At 55.8% G+C, this 21257-nt stretch carries 14 protein-coding genes; 8 read left to right on the top strand and 6 right to left on the bottom strand.

The features are described from left to right. Positions 1 to 5 precede the first annotated feature (5 nt). From MKY86_RS23290 to MKY86_RS23280, 3 genes are all read right to left on the bottom strand, one after another. The gene (locus MKY86_RS23290) at positions 6 to 410 is read right to left on the bottom strand and encodes a GNAT family N-acetyltransferase (RefSeq protein ID WP_076082141.1); all 405 of its coding nucleotides are present in this window, start codon (positions 408 to 410) and stop codon (positions 6 to 8) included. Positions 411 to 560: 150 nt separating this feature from the next. After that, positions 561 to 2375: an alpha amylase N-terminal ig-like domain-containing protein gene (locus tag MKY86_RS23285; protein ID WP_083685538.1), complete on the bottom strand. Its 1815-nt coding sequence runs from the start codon at positions 2373 to 2375 to the stop codon at positions 561 to 563. 110 nt (positions 2376 to 2485) lie between these two features. Further along, positions 2486 to 3184, bottom strand: coding sequence for an SOS response-associated peptidase (locus tag MKY86_RS23280; protein WP_076082129.1), 699 nt, complete (start codon positions 3182 to 3184; stop codon positions 2486 to 2488). Positions 3185 to 3297: 113 nt separating this feature from the next. Here MKY86_RS23280 and MKY86_RS23275 point away from each other — a divergent pair, with 113 nt between their 5' ends. The 6 genes from MKY86_RS23275 to MKY86_RS23250 all read left to right on the top strand — a co-directional run bounded on the left by MKY86_RS23275 (position 3298) and on the right by MKY86_RS23250 (position 13877). Beyond that, positions 3298 to 3768: a DUF523 domain-containing protein gene (locus MKY86_RS23275; RefSeq protein ID WP_036732298.1), complete on the top strand. Its 471-nt coding sequence runs from the start codon at positions 3298 to 3300 to the stop codon at positions 3766 to 3768. A gap of 131 nt (positions 3769 to 3899) precedes the next feature. After that, complete coding sequence (locus tag MKY86_RS23270) at positions 3900 to 5051, top strand: cysteine desulfurase family protein (protein WP_076082126.1); 1152 nt, start codon at positions 3900 to 3902, stop codon at positions 5049 to 5051. Positions 5052 to 5140: 89 nt separating this feature from the next. Then, the gene (locus MKY86_RS23265) at positions 5141 to 5662 is read left to right on the top strand and encodes a PRC-barrel domain-containing protein (protein WP_076082124.1); all 522 of its coding nucleotides are present in this window, start codon (positions 5141 to 5143) and stop codon (positions 5660 to 5662) included. Between the two features lie 14 nt (positions 5663 to 5676). Further along, complete coding sequence (locus MKY86_RS23260) at positions 5677 to 5886, top strand: hypothetical protein (protein WP_036690502.1); 210 nt, start codon at positions 5677 to 5679, stop codon at positions 5884 to 5886. Positions 5887 to 6142: 256 nt separating this feature from the next. Continuing rightward, positions 6143 to 10696, top strand: coding sequence for a carbohydrate binding domain-containing protein (locus MKY86_RS23255; RefSeq protein WP_076082121.1), 4554 nt, complete (start codon positions 6143 to 6145; stop codon positions 10694 to 10696). Positions 10697 to 10904: 208 nt separating this feature from the next. Further along, positions 10905 to 13877 (top strand): GH36-type glycosyl hydrolase domain-containing protein, encoded by a 2973-nt coding sequence (locus tag MKY86_RS23250; protein ID WP_340827526.1) that lies wholly within the window; start codon positions 10905 to 10907, stop codon positions 13875 to 13877. 5 nt (positions 13878 to 13882) lie between these two features. Here the strand turns inward: MKY86_RS23250 and MKY86_RS23245 are convergent, their stop codons facing one another. After that, positions 13883 to 15490 carry a response regulator gene (locus MKY86_RS23245; protein ID WP_036732293.1) on the bottom strand — a complete coding sequence of 536 codons (1608 nt, stop codon included), beginning with the start codon at positions 15488 to 15490 and terminating at the stop codon, positions 13883 to 13885. Next, entirely contained in the window at positions 15468 to 17216 is a 1749-nt protein-coding gene (locus MKY86_RS23240) for a sensor histidine kinase (protein ID WP_340827525.1), read from the bottom strand. Before MKY86_RS23240 ends, MKY86_RS23245 begins: the two co-directional genes overlap by 23 nt. Before the next feature lie 84 nt (positions 17217 to 17300). Between MKY86_RS23240 and MKY86_RS23235 the strand changes: the two genes are divergently transcribed. Further along, positions 17301 to 18881 (top strand): extracellular solute-binding protein, encoded by a 1581-nt coding sequence (locus MKY86_RS23235; RefSeq protein WP_076082118.1) that lies wholly within the window; start codon positions 17301 to 17303, stop codon positions 18879 to 18881. Between the two features lie 280 nt (positions 18882 to 19161). Here the strand turns inward: MKY86_RS23235 and bglS are convergent, their stop codons facing one another. Beyond that, positions 19162 to 19851 carry a beta-glucanase gene (gene bglS, locus MKY86_RS23230; protein WP_076082211.1) on the bottom strand — a complete coding sequence of 230 codons (690 nt, stop codon included), beginning with the start codon at positions 19849 to 19851 and terminating at the stop codon, positions 19162 to 19164. Between the two features lie 228 nt (positions 19852 to 20079). Between bglS and MKY86_RS23225 the strand changes: the two genes are divergently transcribed. Continuing rightward, positions 20080 to 21147 carry an AI-2E family transporter gene (locus tag MKY86_RS23225; protein WP_076082115.1) on the top strand — a complete coding sequence of 356 codons (1068 nt, stop codon included), beginning with the start codon at positions 20080 to 20082 and terminating at the stop codon, positions 21145 to 21147. Positions 21148 to 21257: the final 110 nt, after the last annotated feature.

The raw sequence follows: 21257 nt of genomic DNA, 5'->3' as shown, positions 1-21257 counted from the left end.
CCAGGCTACAGCACTTTGGTGAAAAAAATCTCCAGCGGCTCATTGTCCGGCAGCAGGCAGCCGGAGTCGCGATAGCCTAATTTCCGGTAGAAATGCTGGGCGTCTTCATTAGCCATCGAGGAGGTCATGACCTGCTTATGGCCCATGGCCTGCATAGCCTGCTCCCAGTGCAGCACTGCTTGTCTGCCGAAGCCCGCTCTGCGGTAAGGCTCATCGAGCCACAGCAGATTCATGAAGGGGATCTGGTCCCAGAAATACCCGAACCGCAGCCAGCCTATGTTCAAGCTACCCTCGCTCAGGATGTAAATCTCCTGCTGGTTTATTTTGGAGAGGAGCAGTGAATTCAGGACATGAGGGTCACGGCTTGCGAGGTAATCATAATCCGCTTCGGTTGCGGTTCTGATGTTCATGAGACATTCTCCTGTCATTATATAATGTGTGAAAAGTGATGATCCTTACAGCAGTATACTACCTCTTGAGGCCCGGTACAGGGTAACAAACAGCTATAAATAAAACAAGCCCCTTCCCGGGGCTTGTTTTTGTCTATCCTATAATAGTTCTCAAGCTTCGCTGCCTGCTTGTCCGCTATACAAGATCCGGTATTCCAGCGGCTTCAGCGTCATACGGATTAGGTCTCCGTTCATCTTGGCCGGCTCGCCGCTGAAGGCATCCCGCCAAGCACCGTCACTCAGCGATTGCTGCAGGGTCAGCGGTTCAGTGGAGTTATTCATCCAGATCGTGAAGCGGGTGTGCTCATTCCAGCGTTCATACACTAGGGCCCGGCTGCCCGGATCACTCCGCAGGAAGCGGAACTGGCCGGTGCGCAGCACCTCGTGCTCTTTGCGCAGGGCAATGAGGCTCTGATAAAAGCGCAGCAGCTCCCGGTCCTGCCGGTCCTCTTCCCAGATCATGCATTTGCGGCAGTCCGGGTCATCCTCTCCGTCAAGCCCGATTTCATCCCCATAGAAGATGCATGGCGTACCGGTGAAGGTGAACAGGAAGGCGAGCGCCAGCTTCAGCCGCTGCTTGTCCCCGCCAAGACGGTTCAGCACCCGCGGGGTATCATGGCTCGCCAGGAGATTGAACAGCACCTCATTCGCCTGCCGGGGATAACGCATAAGCAGCCCGTAGATCTGCGCGGCGAAGGTGTCCGCGTCCATGTCGTTGTCCGCGCCGAAGAACTTCAGGAGCCGGTCAGAGAAGGGATAGTTCATTACCGAATCGAACTGGTCGCCCTGCAGCCAGCTGAGGGAGTCGCTCCACACCTCGCCGATGATGAACGCTTCCGGGTTAATCTCCTTGACCGCCTTGCGGAAATCCCGCCAGAACACATGGTCCACCTCATTGGCTACATCAAGCCGCCAGCCGTCGATGTGTACCTCCTTGAGCCAGAATTTGGTGATATCCAGCAGATAATCTCTGGCTTCCGGATGGGCAGTGTTGAGCTTGGGCATTCCGCTGAAGAAGCCGAAGGTATCATAGTTGGCCTTGCCGTCTAGCACCTGAACGGGATAATCATGGACATGGAACCAGCCTGCGTATTTGGAATCCGCTCCATGCTCCAGCACATCCTTGAACGGTGCGAACTCAGAGCTGGTATGATTGAAGACAGCATCGAGGACCACCTTAAGTCCTTTGGAATGAGCAAGGTCCACCAGCTGCTTAAGCTTATTGAGATCCCCGAAGTTTGCATCGATCGTTCCGTAGTCAACGGTGTCATATTTATGGTTGCTGGGAGCCTGGAAGACCGGGGTCAGATACAGCGCCGTTACGCCAAGCTCGGCAATATAATCCAGATGGTCAATCATCCCCTGCAGGTCTCCGCCAAAATAGCTGTCGTAAGTAGGCGGTGCCCCCCATTCGAGTGTCCCTTCGGGGTCATTCGCCGGATCTCCGTTAGCGAACCGGTCCGGCATAATCTGATAGAAGACCGCAGATTTCGCCCATTCGGGAACCTGGAGCAGGTCGGCCTCATGAAGGTAAGGCATTTCGTAGTAGCCTCCGGCAGGCTCGGGCAGCCCGTCTGTAAAGAAGCCGGATTCTAGCATCCATACGGTTTCCTGGTCGGTTTCCAGCCGGAAGCCATAGGAGAAGCGTTTGAATTCGGGAAAGATCTCTGCTTCCCAGTAATCGAAGAAGCTGTCGGTAGCCACCTTGCGCATACCCAGCTCCTGATGATGCTGCTCCCAGTCGTATTTGTCGCCGATCAGGGCAAATACCCGGTCTACGTTGTTTTTTTTGCTGCGTATTCTTAAATGGAAGGTGTCCTTGTTATAGGCATACGCCCATCGCCCCTGCGTTGAATGATAGAGACATTCCAGCTCGATGGAGGCGCCGGATGAGCTTAAGGACACTGCTTGTCTGCTGGGAGCCATATGAAATTCCTCCTGGGATACGTATTGTGGATGGATATTATGAGGGTTGAGCTTTAGTTAATACCCTGGGACCGGAGGTTTCAAACAGCAGATATTTCACCAGGCAGCAGTCAAAATAGGGTGCCCTGCACCGGCTCCGGCCCGGCTCTGCGGATCAGCTCCGGGTAGTCACTCCGAGCATTGCCCACGGCTGGGGAGACGGGATAAGCCATCATCTGCTCGGCATCGTAAGGCCGCAGCAGCTTCATCAGGTCGGGAATATTCCGGTTGCTGCGCTCCAGCCACTGCGCTTCCCCGTCTGCATCCAGAATGACCGGCATCCGGTCATGGATGTCTTTCATGAGAGTGTTCGGGGTGGTGGTGATGATCGTGCAGGTAGAGATTCTGCCGCCGTCCGGACTGGTCCAGATATCATACAGTGCAGCCATGGAGAACAGCTTACCGTCCCGCATCGTGATCCGCATCGGCTGCTTGCCGCCTTCCAGGGTCTTCCAGTCATAGAAGCCGTCTGCGGGAATCACACAGCGGCGGGAGGCCACCAGCCCTTTGAACGAAGCCTTTTCCAGCAGCGTCTCACTGCGTGCATTGATCAGCTTGGCAGCGTTCTTGTCCTCCTTGGACCAGGAAGGGAGCAGCCCCCAGCGGAGTTCTCCGAGCTTATTCTGTGTGCCGTCATGAATAACCGCAGCAATATGCTGCATCGGAGCCGCGTTATACCTTGGCGCATATTGGATGAGCGGATGCTCCCGGATGAAATACTTGGCGATCAGCTCCTCCAGCGTTACCGTAATCGTATATCTTCCGCACATTTTATCTATGCCTCCCTGGGTAGTTAACGGTTTACAGACCGAACAGCTTGTCTTAGCATTATATTAGAATTATATAAGATGAGACTGAAGATTGCGAAGGGGGACGGCAGCACATGATTATCGTAAGCTCCTGCCTGGCAGGAATGAAGGTCAGATATAATGGAACCGATTGTCTGGAGCAGGGCATCCGGCAATTGCTGGACAGCCGGCAGGCGGTTGCAGTATGCCCCGAGCTGCTGGGCGGCTTCTCTACCCCGAGAGAACCGGCAGAGATTATAGGCGGCAGCGGCAGAGATGTGCTGGAGGGGCAGGCCCGGGTGGTTGACAGAACAGGGAATGATGTAACCGCAATGTATATAGAAGGCGCGCATGCCGCGCTGGAGCAGGCACGCAGCTTAGCTGCCACGCTTGTTGTCCTTAAAGAGAACAGCCCTTCCTGCGGTAGCTCCAGGATCTATAACGGAGAATTTGCGGGCGGGAAAATCCCCGGAGAAGGCGTGACCACAGCTCTCTTGCGGCTGCATGGTATTGAAGTGATCTCCGAGGAGCAGCTTGCCGCGCGGTTGCCGGAATTAGAGGGCTGATCGGGAGCGCCCACCATGGACAAATGTTACAATATTGTGTTTATTAACAGGTGGTAAAACAGGCAGTTCAGCAGTATAATCTAGTAGTCCTGTAAGAAAATCCTGAATTTCAAGAAGCGGAGAATTTCGTTATGAAACCCATCTATTTGGACCACGCCGCCTCAACACCGGTTCATCCGGAGGTGGCAGCGGTTATGTATCATATGCTGTTGAACGAGTACGGCAATGCGTCCAGTGTGCACCAGTTCGGACGGTCTGCCAAGAGAATTATAAATGGGGCGCGCGATAGAATCGCGGGCTTTTTGGGCTGTTCCCCTGAGGAGTGGGTGTTCACAAGCGGCGGCACGGAGAGCGATAATCTCGCCCTGTTCGGGGCAGCCTATGCTTCTGCTTCCAAGGGTAGACATATCATTACTACAGCGATTGAGCATCATGCAGTGCTGCATACCTGCGCGGAGCTTGCGGGGCAGGGCTTCGAGGTCACCTATCTTCCTGTCGATGCTACCGGCCGTGTCTCTCTGGAGGATGTAGAATCGGCTTTGCGCGAGGATACAGTACTGATTAGCATAATGTATGTGAATAATGAAGTGGGAACTGTACAGCCTATAGAAGAGATTGGCAGATTAGCGGCTGAACGGGGTGTGCTTGTGCATGTAGATGCTGTACAAGCTCTGGGAACGCTGCCCCTGGTGCTCCGCGACCTGCCGGTTGACTATATGAGCTTCTCGGCCCACAAGATCGGAGGTCCGCAGGGGATTGGAGGCTTGTACGTCCGGCGGGGGGCGCCGCTTATGCCAAGACAGCATGGCGGACTTCAGGAGCGCGGCCGGCGGGCGGGCACGGAGAGTTTGGCTCATACCGCCGGGTTCGCCAGAGCCGTTGAACTGGTTGTACAAGGGCTGCCGGGTCATCATGAGCAGGCTCTGGAGCTCCGCAGAACACTGCTGGAGGAGCTGGACAAGCAGGTCGGAGCAGAGAGATATGTCGTCAACGGAAATGAACAGCATACGGTGCCTGGAATTCTGAATATCAGCTTTCCCGGAGCCGGGACAGATGTGCTGCTGATGAATCTGGATATGGAACAGATTGCGGCGGCCAGCGGGTCGGCCTGTACATCAGGATCTCTGGAAATCTCGCATGTCCTCCGGGCGATGAAGCTTCCGGAAGAACTTTTGAACTCTGCGATTCGCTTTAGTACAGGTTTGGGTAATACTAATGAAGAAATGCAGGTTGTTGCCCAGAAAGTTGGAACCGTTTTGAGCCGGCTGCGTACAAGAGACTAGGCGTCCGTGCATTCTGGCAGCCGTTTAAGAGGCACTCCGGCTCATGGGAACCCGTATGCAATATTTAAGGTGAGGGGATTTGGGATACCATGAAGCTTCAAGATATGATTGGCCTCACTGTGTATGAAGTTGAAGAGGGTACGGAAGTCGGTGAAATAATCGATATCGGACTGGATTCAAACTGGAATATTACGGGTATTGAACTGGAAAGCAAATCTTTTTTCTCTAGTCATGTGAAAGTTGTGGCATGGGATAATATTGCCGCTTATGGCGAAGATGCTGTCATGATCCGCAATAAAGAGTCGATTATTAAGGTCGACGCTGACCATATATCCTATACTTTCCTCTTGGGAAAGAACAAATTGAAGGACAGGCAGGTGCTTACAGCATCGGGAACGGTGCTTGGGCGAATATCGGATGTTTATTTTGACCAAAAGTTGGGAAACACAATAGTAGCGCTGGAAATCAGTGACGGGCTTGTAACTGATTTGATCGAAGGCCGCAAATGGCTGCCTTGTTCTGAAGAGATGACTATCGGAGAGGATTCTGTACTGGTTCCTGCGATGAGTGAAGAACGGCTCCAAAATGCCATTAATATTGTTAACGGATAGGTGGAATGTATTATATGAAGTGTCCAAACTGCAACTCCAAGGATATCGGCAAGATCGGCTCCCACCAGTTCTATTGCTGGGGCTGTTTCATCGAACTAACGGTCAACGGCGAGAAAATGTCGGTGTATCAGGTTGAAGAGGATGGCACGCTCAGCTCGCTTGACGATCTGTTCTCGGGTGAAGAGGTTGCACAGGATTTCCCGCAAATCCACGCCTCCTCTTGAGCATTGCCTGATTCATAACCGGCTAACAGTTACATAGATTCGCCGTGCCCAAATACCGGGCGGCTCTTGAAGCCGTCCGGTATTTGGGCATTTTGCTGTCTCCAAGAACAATGGGGAAAACAACACTACGAAAGTTGCATCTTTGTTATGCGGGCTAAGGAATTGGTATGTCGTCTCCGGGACACGGACCCTATACTGAAATCGACTGGCACAGGGCCAGAATTCAACAAGGTTCTACACGAGGGGGAATGTTCAGATGTACCGCAAAGGAATATCCAAGCTTCTGATAGCCGGATTGCTGCTGTCAGGGATTCAGCTTCCGGGAACTACAGGAATAGCGCAGGCAGATAACGGGAAAGACGCAGACAGGCTGTCTGCAAGTACAGGACAGGCAGATGCAGCCCGGGCGGCAGGGTTCACCGATATGAAGCAGCACTGGGCTTCGGCCGCAGTGAACAGGCTGTCAGCCGCAGGAATTCTGCAGGGGGACGAGGCAGGACAATTCAGACCGGGACAAGCGGTCTCAAGGGCAGAGATGGCCGCCATCATCAGCCGCGTGTTCCGTTATGCGGATTCGGGCAGCACTGTATTCAGTGATGTAAGCGCTTCTTCCTGGTATGGCAAGGATGTAAGCCGCGTGAATGCCGCAGGCGTTATTCAAGGCTACGCGGACGGCCGGTTCCAGCCGGGAGCGGCTGTCACCCGCCAGGAAGCTGTAACCATGCTGAGCCGGGCGTTCACGCTGGAGGCGGGCTCCCCGGGTGCGCTGGCTGCGCAGTCTGATGCGGCAGCGGTCAGCAGCTATGCCCGGGAAGCCGTGAGTGCGATGCTGGACGCCGGTTACCTGCGCGGCGATGCAGACGGCAAACTGAATCCGCAGGCGCAGATGACCCGGGCCGAGCTGGCCGAGCTGCTGAGCCGGATGGTCGGGTGGATCAGCTCCGGCGAGGGAAGCCAGAAGCTTGGAGCGGTGTCCGGCAATGTGATTGTCAACCGGGCGAATGTACAGCTCGAAGACGGAACCGTCAGCGGCAATCTCTACGTAACAGCCGGAGCAGGGGAAGGGGAAGCTGCCTTCTCAGACATCAAGGTGCAGGGAACGGCACATATCTCAGGAGGGGGCGACCATTCGGTGGTGTTCCGCCAATCTACCCTGGGACAGATCAAGCTGAATAAGCTTACCACCCTGGTAAGGATGGTACTGGAGGACGGCAGCACCGCAGCGCGCATCGAATTGCTTAAGCCGGCGAAGGTGGAGATCGGAGCGGGCTCACGCGCAGAGACTGTGCTCATCGGCGCAGGCGCTGCAGGTTCAGAGATCGTGAGCCGTGGGCAGATCGGCCGGCTTGAGAACAAGGCGGACCGTGTGCTGCTCAACGGCCAGGCGCTCAAGACCGGCGAGACGCTCCGGGACTTGTCCGGCACGGGAGCTACAGCGCAGGCAAGTGCCAAGGCTACTGCTGCCCCAGCCCAAGCGGGCGGCGGAAATGGCGGCGGTGACACACCAGTGCCAACCTCAACATCTTCACCAGCGACGCCGGTGCCGACAGCGGTGCCTGCTGCCACGCCAACCCCAACACCGGCCCCGACTCCGCCAACCCAGAACAATCCATGGGAGCTGGTCTGGAATGACGAATTCGACGGCCAGGCCATTGATGAGGGCAAATGGAATGTACAGGATACCGGCACGGTGTACAATAACGAGCTGGAATATTATCACCCGGACAACGCTTCCCTTACGACAGAGAGCGGGCAGAGCGTACTGGAGCTGGAAGCCCGGAAGCAGGCTTACGGCGGGAAAAATTATACTTCAGCCAAGCTGACCTCGAAGATGAAGGGCGACTGGACCTACGGCAAATTCACCGTGCGGGCCAAGCTGCCGGTTCAGCAGGGCATGTGGCCAGCCATCTGGATGATGCCAATCGATGACGAGACGCAGTATGGACCTTGGCCGGGAAGCGGCGAGATGGACATTATGGAATTGACGGGACCGGTTGCCGGCAAGGCAGAGGCGGATCTTTATCCAAGAACGGTCCATGGCTCGATTCACTACGACATTCCGCACGCGTCCCAGACCAAAACCTATGTACTGCCGGAGGGCCAGACCTTCGCGGATGATTATCACGACTTCACGCTGGAATGGCTTCCGGGCCTGATCCGGTATTATGTGGACGATGAAATGTATTTTGAGACGAGTGACTGGGGAACGATGGCCAAAGGCCAGCCGGATTACTATACGTACCCTGCTCCGTTTGACCGGCCGTTCTATATGATTCTGAATCTGGCCGTGGGCGGCGACTGGCCGGGCGATCCGAAGGCCGACTTCAAGTCGGATAAGATGTATGTGGACTATGTAAGGGTCTACAAGTACAAGAACCTGGATCAATGGCCGGATGTAACAGGCAAGCGGCCGATCGATCCGGGGCATTCGGCCCCGCAGCGTCCTGCCCTGGCAGACGGGAACCAGATCTACAACGGGGACTTCAAGGGTACTGTAGCAGCCCAGGGTCAGCCGGAATATTGGGAATTAATTGAGAATGAGGGCGGGAGCGGAACAGCCTCCGTCATTGATGATCAGGATAAGGGCAAGGCGGTGAAGGTTGCCGTCCATGAGGCTGGCAAACAAAATTATTCCATTCAGCTTGCGCAGAAGCCGCTGCTGCTGGAGCGGGGCAAAGCCTACAAGGTAACCTTCGATGCCAAAGCGGACGCAGCCCGGCCGCTGATGAGCAAGCTGACCGAATTCGGCGGCGGATGGACGGCATATTCCGGGGAGCGCAATTTCCAGCTTACACCGGATTGGCAGCCGTATGAGTACAGCTTTACGATGACGAAGGCTTCAGACAATAATGCCCGCTTTGAGTTCAATCTGGGTCTGAACAGCATATCCGCCTACTTCGCGAATGTAAGGGTGGTAGAGACCGAAGCACCGCCGGTAGTACGCACTCCGCTTGCTGACGGCAACCTGATCTATAACGGAGGCTTCGATCTGGGAGAAGCACGGCTCGGATATTGGAGCTTTGCCGTTAAGCAGGGCTCGGAAGCAGCGGCGAAGGCCAGTGTAACCAATACACTTGCCCTGCCGATGATGAAGCGGGAGTTCCGGGCAGACGTGCAAAAGGCCGGAGGATCGCCGGAGGATGTGATGCTGACCCAGGCAGGAATTCCTGTGTCTGCGGCAGCCGTCTACCAGCTTGCCTTCGATGCGAGATCGGCCGAGGCGCAGCCGCTTGGCATTAAGCTGGCAAGCAGCGGCGGACAGACGGTCTATCCTGACGGAACCACCTTCACTCTGACACCGGAGTGGAAGAGCTATACAGCAGAAATTGAGCTATCCGGCGGGTCCGGCACGGAAGCTGCGTTATCCTTCCTTCTGGGCGCGGCTGCGGGACAGACCGAGCTTGACAATGTGCGTCTAGTGCGGATGACTGATCCGCCAGTGCTCACGAACTACCTGCATCTGCGCGGAGACCAGTTCTGGAGAGCCTCAGGAACCGGCCTGATTCCGAGCGGCGAAGGCGGCAAGGATATTACGGACATGGATAAGGGCGACTATGTGGAATACAAAGTGGTACTGTCTCAGGCAGGCAGCATTGTTCCGGTAACCCGTGTATCCAGTGTGCGCGCGGATTCGGAGCTAACGCTGTCAGTGCTGGATGCCGGCAAGCAGAAGGTGGTGACGGAATCTGTCTACAGCATGGCAGTTGGCGATACCGGAGGCCTTCAGTCCTACCGGGCGATCATTGGAGCCCCGCTTACGCTGCCTGCGGGAAGCTATTACATCCGTCTTGGCGGCAGCGGCTACAATCTGGCCTGGCTGGATCTGTCCCGCGAGCTGGTGGTGAACGGCAGCTTCAAGGACGCTTCCACCGACAACTGGACGCTATACAAGAAGGACTGGGATGACAATGACCCGGGCAAGAGCACTGTAATGAAGGCTGTGTATGGAGAATTGCAGGTTAGCCTCGGAGGAACTGGAACGGAGGCTTGGCATGTACAGGTGAAGCAAGCGGGCATCCCGGTAGAGCAGGGCAAGAAATATCTGCTGCGCTTCGATGCGGATGCTTCGGTAGGCCGGGATATTAAAGCGCTGGTTCAGCATGACGGGACTGACGATGGCAACTGGACTCCTTATCTGGAACAGGAGCTGAGACTCAGCCAAGACGGCGGACACTATGAATATCTGTTCACTGCCCCGGCAACCGATCCTGCAGCGGTGCTCCAGTTCAGTCTGGGCAAGATCACCGAAGAGCTGGGAGCGCACACGGTCAACCTGAGCCATATCTCCTTGCTTCAGGTAAGCCCGGTGCTGGACGGTGAGGCTTACGGGGAGAATCTGATTCCGAACGGGGACTTCTCGGCGCCGCTTAAGGGCTGGAGCAGCTACTCCTCCGACAACGGGGAGTTAGCCATCGACAATGTGAATGGAGCGCTGCAGATCAAGGTGGGCTCCACCGGAACGAACACCTGGGACCGGCAGGTCTTTTATGAGGGAGTCGCTTACAACGAAGGCAATCATTATACACTTACCTTCAAGGCCAAGGCATCGGCTGAACGCAAAATGAATATCAGCATCGGCTGGCTGGATGTAGTGGACAATTACAACTGGCACGGGTATACGAGCAAAATTGTTGATCTGGGCAGTGAATATCAGGAATATACCGTAGAATTCGATGTTGCCGGAGGCAGCACCTCCATCGGCCGCATTTCCTTCGAGCTGGGGGATATCAAGGATGGCGGCACCGGGCATCTGACGGTGGACGTGGATGATATTGTGCTCACGAATAACGGGACAGCAGCTGCACCTTAAGCACCTTGAACATGCTTTGGATTTTGTTATTCAGGCTTACGATTTGGTATTTAGACTGGCCGCATACACTTCTATAATCATTACATGGAGAACGGGCAACCGTTCTTCATGCTTGTCCAGAACCTTCCCCAATTCTTCGTCCCAATGAGTATACATAACAGGGAATGAGTATCATCCAATAGAAAACAGGAAAAGAGGAGAACCATTCATGATGCTGAAATTTAATACCGCAAGAGCAGCGGCTGCTTCACCTGAGGATATCCTGAGACAGGCATTCGCAGACCGGATAGACGAGGGCAGCCAGCTAAGCGCCGTCTTCACGGATTCCAGGTGCATCGGGGCTGTTGGCGTTGCCGGCCTTCCGCTTCGGCTGCCTGCCATTCAGGAGCTGCTTAAGCTCCCGGAGGTGGCAGCGCTGCTGCCGAAGGAGACTGGCGCATCCGCGCTGTTCACCGTGAATGATACAGCTACGGAACTATCCCTGCATATCCGCCATGCCGGAAGACAGGAACAGGCAATAGCTATACCGGAGGCGGCTGCAAACGCGGCACTGGCGCAGCTTCAGGTTGCACCGGGCTGGGCTGGTGCCCTTAACGCTGAAGGCGAGCATGTCATTGACCTGCGTTCCCCCGTCCCGGGTCCGCACTTCGCGGTCAATCTGCTGCTGGGCAACCGGCTGGAGTTCCCTCATCCGCTCCAGACTACACCGAAGAGCGTGGTAGACCGCCTTGGCGGCGGCAGCTTCCGTTCCCATGCGGCTACCCAGGTGCTGGCGACCCGCTGGGATATGCGCCAGGAGGAGAACGGCTTCCCGGCCAACCGTCAATTCTATCTGTTCGAGGACGGGAAGCAGATCTTCTATTCCGCGGATCCGGGCGGAGAAGGCATTGAATCGGCAGTCTGCCGCCATTCACAGAATGTAACCATCATCACGTACCGCCTGTCCGGCGGACTTGAGATTACGCGCACCATCTTCATTCTGCCGCATGCTGAGGGTCTGCCGCTGGCGACCGAGATGCAGCGCGTTACGATTACGAACCATGGAGAGAGCAGCCGCCAGCTTCGTCTGGTGTACACGGGCATGTTCGGTTCGGCAGCACCGGGCGCTCTGTTCGAGGATGTGCTGTATAGCAATGTTATTATGCAAGGCGGCGTATTGCAGGACGCTGATGGTGCCGTGGCTGCAATCAGCCCTGACTACTACCCGGAAGGCGGGCGTCATGATCTGCGCTTCCACACGATGATCATCCACGGGGAAGACGGACCGGTGCTGCCGCGCGAATATTGTGTCAGCTACAATGAGTTCGTCGGCACCGGCTCGCTTCACCGCCCATCCGGCGCGCTGAAGCTAAGCAGCATTCTGCACCGCAAGGGGCCGGGATTCTTCGCGGTAGCGGGGGAGATTCAGGTTGCTGCCGGAGCCACGGCAGCAGTTGACCAGCTGACGGGCCTTGTCTCCGACAAGAGCGGTGCATCCTGGAGCGATACGGTACTGGAGGAAGAGGTAGGTGCGCTGATCGCCCGCTTCACAAGCCGCAGCTCGGCGGAAGAAGCCTTGGCGCAATCCCTGAAGTTCGTGCGGAATTACTCCAGGTTCCTGCAGGTATCCTCGGGGGACGAGAATTTCGACCAGTTCGTGAACCGTAATCTGCCTTTTCAGGTGCTCTACCAGAGCTTTGTCTCCCGTTCCTTCTGTCAGACCCAGAAGGGCTACCGGGAGATCGGCTTCCGTGAAATTCAGGATATGTATGCCTCGATGTATTATTTCGTCGGGATGGGCCGGGGCGGCCTCGTCAAGAGCCTGCTGAAAGAATGGACCAGCATGGTCTTCGAGCTGGGGTATGCGTATCACAATTTCTTCTGGGCCGGCAAAGAGCCGGGCAAATGGTCCGATGATGCGCTATGGCTGATCCAGGCTGTCTACCGTTATGTCATGCTGACCGGAGATTCGGAGTTCCTCGATGAGTCTTGTCCGGTAGCAGGCACGGACACAGAACGGCCGGTATTCGAGACCCTAAAGGCTATTATTGTCTATTCCGGACAGATCTCGATCGGACGCCACGGCCTGCCGCTGCTCGACTTCGCAGACTGGAACGATTGTCTGAAGCTCGATGACACCTACCTGAACGGCCCGGCCAAGGAAGCACTCTACCGGAAGCAGCTGGAGGCCGGCGGTGTCTTCGGGGATTCGCTGGAGAGTGATTATTCCGAGAGCGTCATGAATGCCTTCCTGCTGAAGGTGGCGGTCGATGAATTGTCCGCCCTGGCCGCCCGCAAAGGCGAGCAGGCGTATGCAGATGAGCTGACCGGCTTCGGAGCCAAGCTGCGTCAACGCATCCAGGAACATGCTTGGAAGGGGGATTTCTTCGCCCGTGTGCTGTTCAACCGCTATGCGAACGGAGAATACACGTATCTCGGCGCTGCCGGGGACGGGATGTCCTCCGATCCGGCGAAGGACGGCTCGTACTTCCTGAATTCGTTCAGCTGGAGCATTCTGGCGGGTTGTGCGGATGAGGAGCAGATCGCGGTGATGCTGGACACCATGAAGGCGCATCTGATGACGCCTTACGGCATGAAGCTGGTCTCGCCGGTGGCGCTGGGCCGGGTATCCACGCACACGGCATCGGATGAATACTTCCCGGGTGACCGCGAGAACGGCGGCGTATTCAAGCATGCCTGCATGATGGCTGCTGCGGCTATGTTCAAGGGGGCCAAGGAAGTATCCAGCCCGGATCTGGCAGCAGAGCTCTGCCGCCTGGGTTACTGGCTGCTGGACCGGATTATGCCGTTCAAGACGATGGATGATCCGTTTGCCGTCTGCGGGAATCCGCGGTTCTGCACCCAATACAACAACAGCGAGACTGGTGAGAACATCGGTCCGATGCTTAGCGGCACCTCGACCTGGCTCACCCTCTCGCTGATGGAAGCGCTGGGTATTGAATATACGGAGCAGGGCATAGCCCTGAGTCCGGTGCTGCGGGAAGAGCAGACGGAGCTTACCTACACCTTGAAGCTTGGCAGCTCTTCCTACCGGATTCAGGTCCGTAAGCCGGAGGGCTTCCACCGCATGCAGGATGGGGCAACCCGCCTGATGCTGGACGGCCGGGTACTGGAGGACGGCTTGGTACCGGCCGTAGATGACGGCTTCGCCCATGAGGTAGAGCTTACCTTCGCAGGCTGACGGAATTACAGCGCCCGGTCACGGTATTCATGCGGGGTCATCCCCGCATATTCCTTGAAGAGCTTGATGAAATAATGGGCGTTGGAGTACCCGAGCTCCGAGGAAACTTCATAAATTTTGAGCGGCGTATGGATAAGCAGATACGCCGCTTTTTCCATCTTTACCTGACTGATGTAGTCGCTGATCCGCTTGCCGGTCTCCAGCTTGTACATTTTGGAGAGATAGACCGGATGCATCTGGACATGGTCGGCGATGGCCTGTAGAGAGACATAGTGCAGATTGCGGTTGATATACTCATGTACCTTGCGGATCAGCACGGTCCGGCTGTTCCGCCGTTCGGAATCCGTATGCTCTCTCAGCAGAAGGATAACCTCCATGGCCCACTCCCGCAGCTTGTCCGGCGTCTGAAAGGGAGCCTGCTCCAGCAGCGGATTGCCGACAATCTCGCTCAGCAGCTTGTTATTCTTGTGGGCGAAGTAATAGAAGGCCGTCTCCAAGTGCAGACGGGCTTCCTGGATATGCTCCAGTGACCGCTCGGGACTGTGGATCAGCTCCGATACGATAGCGTTCAGCTTGTCTTCAATGCCCTGCCAGTTGTTCGCTTCGAACATGTGGAACAGCAGCGGCGGCTCATACAGCGGCTGGAGAATCTCCACGGGCTGGGAGCTGCTGTTATCCGTAGTATCGAGATAGATGCCGGTCTCGCTGCCGATATGCTGGCGGATGGCTGAGATGGCGGATTGATAGAGAGTGTAGACCTGATCCGGGAAGTCTCCCCAGCCGGTGGTCACCACGGACAGGCCGCCTCCCATCAGGGTACTGACATGATTCTGCAGCTGATAGGCAGCCTGGGCCACCTCATTTCCCGGATTGCCGCCATGTTCAAGATCCTCCCTGGGCTGCAGCAGGAATACGAGATAGTCATGCACATCCTTGCAGGACCAGATCAGGAACCGGTCCTGGAACAGCTCCTGGGCGATATTAATGATTGCATATTCAAACAGCAGCATGCTGTGCATATCCTGGCGGCGGAAGAATTCCTCGGGGCGGACCACGGCCAGACAGACCGGCTGTCCGGCCCTGAACGGCAGGTCGAACTGGTCCAGCCGCTCCTGGAGCTGCGGCCCGGGCAGCTTCCGTCCCTGCAGCAGCTCCCCGAGCAGGCGGTCCCGCAGAATGGGCAGATGCTCGCGGAAGGTCTGCATCGTCCGTTGGTGGGAGGACCAGGCCTCCCAGTCACTGCGCAGCTTCTCCTGCAGCTTACCGATGACGGCGATCAGCTGGTCATTGGCTATCGGCTTAAGCAGATAGGCACTGGCCTGCTCCTCAATGGCCTTGCGGGCATATTCAAACTCCGCATAGCCGGTCAGCATGACCACCCGGATATGCTTCCAGCGCTTGCGGATGGCGGCAATCAGCTCGGTGCCGGACAGCTCCGGCATATTGATATCTGTGACTACAATATCGATGGGATGACGCTGGAGCAGCTCCAGCGCCTCATACCCGGAATAAGCCTTGTGGACCTGTCCGAAGCCCATCTCCGCCCAGGGAATCGAAATGGACAGATCATCGACCACATAGGGTTCATCGTCAACCAATAGAATTTGGTGCATCAGGTTCCTCTTTCTTCTCCATACGGAGAGTTGTTATTAGACCGCCTTCCGGTGAAGGGGCAATCATCAGGCCGGAAGCCTCGCCGTAATGTAATTGGAGACGCTGCTGGACATTCCATAGCCCGCAGCCTCCATCCTCACGCGTAGTTTCGTTGATACGCGCCTGAAGCGCGGCAATAGCTTCCTCTGTCATACCGGCGCCGTTGTCCTCAACGGTAATGAGAATGGCTTCCCGGGTATGGCGGCCGGTGATCCGGATGGAGCCCGGGCCGATTTTTCGCTCAATGCCATGAATGATACTATTCTCTACCAGAGGCTGAATCAGCAGCCGCGGAATGTGCAGGTCCAGCAGCTCGCTCTCCATATCCATCTCGTAGCAGATACGCTGCTTCCGCAGGTTCTGGATCTTCAGGTAATTCTCCAGCAGCTTCAGCTCATCCTGAAGGGTGGTGAGGGAATGATCGACCCTGGTGATATAGCGGTAATATTCGCCTAAGCTGAGTGCCATCGCCTCGACGGACTCGGTATCTCCTATGGCGGCCTTGCTCTTGATGAAGAACAGGCAGTTGTACAGAAAATGCGGATTGATCTGTGATTGAAGCTGCTTCAGATGGGCATCTTTGGCCCGGAGCTGCTCCAGATAGACCTGCTCGATCAGCGACTGAATTTTCTCGGCCATGTCATTAAATTCTTCATTAAGCAGCGTGAACTCCGGGTTGGTCCGGGTATGGATACGGGTAGACCAGCGCCCTTCCTTCATCCGGTTGAGCGAACGCAGCAGAAGGCTCACCGGACGCTGCACCTGGCGGTAGAGCTGCAAGGAGAACAGCAGGCTCATCACCAGCAGGATAGCCGATCCTGTCAGGAAGGAAGAGCGGCTGCTGCGGATCGGCTTAAGAATCTCCTTCAGCGGTGAATAATGCACAACCTGCCAGTCGATGGCCGAGGAGGGCACCGAGCTGACCAGGAAGCTGCCCTGCTTAAGATCGAAGATGCCGGAGGTACTCTTCCCGGCCGTGATATTCAGTGCCGCGGTGACTTGCTCCGCCATCTGCCGGTCCGAACTCCGCGAGAGGATGACGCCGAATGACGGATGGTAAAGGAAGGTGTCCCCCGTGTTCTGCGACTGGTAGGCATCGAACATCCGTTCAATATTGGAGACCGGTAAATACATGGACATCAGCAGCTGGGCCTCGCGCGGCCGGCTTGTTGCCTGGGCAGGGTCCGATAAGAGCAGCCGGAAGCCTGCCTCCGCGCCGGCCCTGTCCGCCGAGATATACTCCCAGCCCGCCGGGAGCGGCTTGTGCAGGACAGAGACATCGAAGGACAGCGAAGAGTCCGAGCCCAAGGTTTCTCCGCTGAAGGGCTTGTACAAGACAATCCGGTTCTCCCACGTACTGGAGCTGGTCTGGAGGGACAGCTTCTCCAGCACCGTCATAATCGTCTGGGCGGGATCAATAAGATGGCCCAGCTGCGTAATCTGCTCATAATCGCGGATGGTGGGATCTCTCTGCAGGGCATACATGCTGCCCGCCAGCTGGTTGATGTTGTTATCCATCTGCTGGGTCAGAAATTCCAGATGGTTCAGGTCGGTGGTTTTGATCTGACTTGTAATGACTCCGACATCCTTACGGTAGGATGATCCGTAGAATAAGAGTGTGGCGGCAATCAGCGAGAGCAGGATTGCCACCATTTTAATGAACAGGTTGGGACGCCATGCCACCATAAAGATCATCCTTTGCAAGACATTTGCTGTAATATGGAGAAGTGTATCATAAGATTATGAACTCTACGAAAAGCAGGTGGTTACATGAAAGTCCGTTCACCGCTGTTTCTGCTGCTCCTGATGTTGTCGGGCTGCTCCTGGGGCAGCACCGAATATAGTCAGCCGCCCGCTTCACCGCAGAGTACAGCCCCTTACTTCGATGTTAAGGAAGGCAAATATGATCCTCCGGTAGACCTGTATACCGTAGGCTCCGTGAACCCCAATCTGAACTTTATCAAAGGGGAGAGCCTGGAGCATAACGTACATACGGCCTGGGCCGAGAAGCGGCTTGGCATCCGCATCCGTTATCTCTGGACGATCTCCGGGACCTCAGAGACTTACGCCAACAAGCTGAGGCTGGAGCTGGCCAAAGGCAATATGCCCGACATCGTAACGACCAGAGATGCCGCTATTATCCAGGAGCTGATTGATTCAGGGCAATTCATGGAAGTCGGTGACCTGTTCGAGCAGCATGCGTCCGAGGTGTGGAAGAAGGCTGTTGCCGAGGATGCTTCCGCATGGAACCCCTTCATGCGCGGCGCACACAGGTATGCCATTCCCATTATGGATTATGAATATAACTCCGATCCGCTGCTCTGGGTCCGCCAGGATTGGCTAGACAAGCTTCATCTGAAAGCCCCGCAGACCCTGGATGAGCTGGAGCAGGTCATGGATGCCTTCGTCAACCGGGACCCGGACGGTAACGGAATCAAGGATACCTACGGTCTGTCGGTTGGATTCCGCAACGGCCCCAGCACTTGGATGGGAGACAGCAGCTGGGTGTTCGGCGCCTACGGTACGGTTCCTGAGCAGTGGAACCGCCGGAGTGACGGCACCCTGGAATACGGCTCCATCCAGCCCGGGGCAAGGAAGGCTGTCCAGCTCATGAAGCAATGGGTACAGCGCGGTTATCTGAGCGCTGACAGTGCCTGGCTGGATGAAGAGGGAGCGGCGAACCAGTTCATCTCCGGCAAGGCGGGCATCATTGCCGGACCCTATTGGATGCGCGGCTGGCCCCTGTCCTCCTTGACCAAGCGTGACGCTGAGGCGCGTGTCCGGGCAATTGCCATCCCTTCGGGGCCGGGCGGCCTCACCATGAGAAGAGGGACCCTGCCTGTCAATGGGGCCATTCTGATTAATAAGCAGATGAAGCACCCTGAAATCTTTTTTACGTATCAGAATTATTTGTTCGATTCATACGCTACTTCGACCGGCGAGTTCGCCCATGGCCTTGCGGAGGGCTATGACTGGTCCATGGCGGGCGGCCAGCCGAGCGCCCAATCTTCGGCGCTGCCGCTGGGCGGCATCCGGGTAGCCTCGTACACGCTAACCTTCGACGGGGCCCGGATTCCCTCCGGGGTCATCCGGGAGATTCCGAAGGACATTGCCCCTGTGCTGCTGGGCCAGAAGGAGGCTTCCCGTAAGGAGCAGTTCACGGGACCTCCGACAGCGACGATGAAGCGTGACGGCGAGCTGCTGAAGAAGCTGGAGCAGAAAAGCTTCATCAAAATCATCTTCGCGGACAGCCCGCTTGAAGAATTCGACGAATTCGTGCACAAGTGGAACACCTACGGCGGACTTACCGAAACCATGGAAGTCAATGCCTGGGACCGCAGCAGCCGCTAAATAACGCAGGGACAAGAAACCGCCTCTATAATAAGGCGGTTTCTTGTCGTAGATACGCTTGGGTGCTTCTGCCTATTTACCTGGCGGCGGCCCCACCCGAATCTGTTCCTCCTGTGCTGTATTCTTGCTATATATCGTACAGAAGGACGGCAGCAGCCGCCATACCAATGTGGCGATTGGAATAACAAATATTGAAGATGAGCCGCCATGATCCGCATAGACAAAAGGACCCCGGCGGATGCCGCTTGCGCATCGCCGGGGTCCATCTCCTGCCTGCAAGTTAGTTGCCTGTGAATTTCAGCCAATCGTAATAGGCGTACAGCGGGTTTGCCCCGTTATAGGAACCGAGCCAGGAATCCACACCGATTCCGTTCCAGAGGTTCATCATGATTTTACCGGGCCGGGAGGGGATGTTGCTGGTGGCCGTATGCTTCAAGACCCCGTCTACATACCATTTAATATAACCCGGCTGCCAGTCGAAGGCGTACGTATGATAGCTCTGGGAAGCATCGAAGCCGAGATTGACAATCTTCTCGTGACCGCCAACGCCGTTCGTGTAATAGTTGAATTGGACCTTGGTGGTGTCCTTGCCGAGGAACTCAATATCGATCTCGTCCCAAGGTGTCCCGTCTGAAGGCCCGGTGTAGGTGAAGAAGGAGGAGACAATCCCGCTGTTCTTGGCCGGCTTCATACTGACCTCGTATTTGCCGTAGCCGTACTTGTACACAGAGCGGTACTCTGCGCCGTCAAATTTATTATTGCTGGGACTGGTCAGGGCGAGACGAAGCTGTCCGCCACTGGTGAAAGAGATGTTATTCGCACGCCAGGTACAGTTGAACATGGAGCCATTCGAGTAGCCGTCTGCTTTTTGCCAGGTTGCGGGGTTGAAGTAGGTCAGTGGCTCATCAAAGACGGTGGCCGCCGAAACGGACGGAGCTCCTGTCAGCAGACCGGCAAGCAGCAGGGTCATTCCTGCACCGAATAGCTTGTGTAGCGTTCTCCTCATATACAATACCCTCCTCAATAATGTAAGCGCTTTACACTATGATTGTAGCGAACCTTGAACCCGGCCACTATACCAACCTGCGAACTAAAATAACAAAAAACCAATTTTTTGCAGAGCAGAGTATTTCATTCCCCTCCCACACATACTAATATGCATGATGGTTAAGGGCTGTACACGTTCAGGAGGGAGATTATGGAGGAGTGGTTCCGCAGTAAATGGCTCCGCTGGATGATCGGCGTGCTGCTCTCACTGATTATTCTATATTTCGTCTGGCTGCTCCGTCCGATGCTGAATGGGGTATTCCTGTTTCTAAAAGCGATCCTGGCCCCGTTCCTGGCCGCCATGATTATCTCATATGTACTAAATCCGGTGGTCACTATGCTCTCCCGGAGAAAAATGCCGCGCAGCGTAGCCGTCCTGCTGATCTATGCAGTGTTCCTGACCTCGCTTGCGGTGATTCTGATCAATCTGATCCCTATGTTCATTGAACAGCTGGAGGAGCTGAACGAGCATCTGCCGGAGATGACGCTGCACGCGCAGGGGCTGATGAAGGGCATGAATTCCAGACTGATTCCGCCCGGGGTGGAGACGGGAATGAATAACTGGTTCTATCAGCTGGAGAACCGCCTGGCCGAAGGCATCTCCCACTTCCTTAATAATATCGCTTCGACCATTGGCGTGCTGTTCAACGCATTCATTGTGCCTTTTCTCGTGTTCTATATTCTGAAGGACTTCGAGGTATTCGAACGGATGGTGGTATCCTGTCTGCCCCGTTCGCGCCGCAAGTCGATTGTGATGCTGTTAAAAGACATTGATGAAGCGCTCGGCAACTATATCCGCGGACAGTTTCTCGTCTGCATCATCATCGGCGTGCTCGCTTATATCGGCTATGCGATTATCGGCATGCCTTATGCGCTGCTGTTCGCCTGTGTTGTCGCGGTATTCAACATTATTCCTTATATGGGTCCGTTTCTGGGGGCGGCCCCGGCCATTATAATGGCCTCAACCTTGTCGTGGCGCCTTGTCCTGCTGGTGGCGGTGGTGAACACCCTGTGCCAAATGCTGGAGAGCAACGTGATCTCTCCGCAGGTTGTAGGGCGGAAGCTGCATCTGCATCCGCTGCTGATCATCTTCGCGCTGCTGGTCGGCGGGGAGATTGCCGGAATGATCGGACTGATTCTGGCCGTTCCTTTCTTCGCTGCCGCCAAGGTGGTCATTCAGCATATCATCGGCTATTATATCCGCAGAAGGCCGGCATAGAAGCAGCAGCCGTTTCTCCCCGCCGCTTCAGGCATGTGGGCAATGGCGGCTTCTTCGCAGTGACTTCGGATGAAAGGATTGACGGTACATGTATCTTTTGGTTATAATGT

It is taken from the genome of Paenibacillus sp. FSL R7-0333, assembly GCF_038000365.1.
Lineage (GTDB): Bacteria > Bacillota > Bacilli > Paenibacillales > Paenibacillaceae > Paenibacillus_AQ > Paenibacillus_AQ silagei.
This window is presented reverse-complemented; position numbering and strand designations above follow the sequence as displayed.

Coding starts and splice junctions, on each gene's coding strand:
- MKY86_RS23290 (WP_076082141.1), bottom strand. CDS start 410: ATGAACATCAGAACCGCAACCGAAGCGGATTATGATTACCTCGCAAGC.
- MKY86_RS23285 (WP_083685538.1), bottom strand. CDS start 2,375: ATGGCTCCCAGCAGACAAGCAGTGTCCTTAAGCTCATCCGGCGCCTCC.
- MKY86_RS23280 (WP_076082129.1), bottom strand. CDS start 3,184: ATGTGCGGAAGATATACGATTACGGTAACGCTGGAGGAGCTGATCGCC.
- MKY86_RS23275 (WP_036732298.1), top strand. CDS start 3,298: ATGATTATCGTAAGCTCCTGCCTGGCAGGAATGAAGGTCAGATATAAT.
- MKY86_RS23270 (WP_076082126.1), top strand. CDS start 3,900: ATGAAACCCATCTATTTGGACCACGCCGCCTCAACACCGGTTCATCCG.
- MKY86_RS23265 (WP_076082124.1), top strand. CDS start 5,141: ATGAAGCTTCAAGATATGATTGGCCTCACTGTGTATGAAGTTGAAGAG.
- MKY86_RS23260 (WP_036690502.1), top strand. CDS start 5,677: ATGAAGTGTCCAAACTGCAACTCCAAGGATATCGGCAAGATCGGCTCC.
- MKY86_RS23255 (WP_076082121.1), top strand. CDS start 6,143: ATGTACCGCAAAGGAATATCCAAGCTTCTGATAGCCGGATTGCTGCTG.
- MKY86_RS23250 (WP_340827526.1), top strand. CDS start 10,905: ATGATGCTGAAATTTAATACCGCAAGAGCAGCGGCTGCTTCACCTGAG.
- MKY86_RS23245 (WP_036732293.1), bottom strand. CDS start 15,490: ATGCACCAAATTCTATTGGTTGACGATGAACCCTATGTGGTCGATGAT.
- MKY86_RS23240 (WP_340827525.1), bottom strand. CDS start 17,216: ATGGTGGCATGGCGTCCCAACCTGTTCATTAAAATGGTGGCAATCCTG.
- MKY86_RS23235 (WP_076082118.1), top strand. CDS start 17,301: ATGAAAGTCCGTTCACCGCTGTTTCTGCTGCTCCTGATGTTGTCGGGC.
- bglS (WP_076082211.1), bottom strand. CDS start 19,851: ATGACCCTGCTGCTTGCCGGTCTGCTGACAGGAGCTCCGTCCGTTTCG.
- MKY86_RS23225 (WP_076082115.1), top strand. CDS start 20,080: ATGGAGGAGTGGTTCCGCAGTAAATGGCTCCGCTGGATGATCGGCGTG.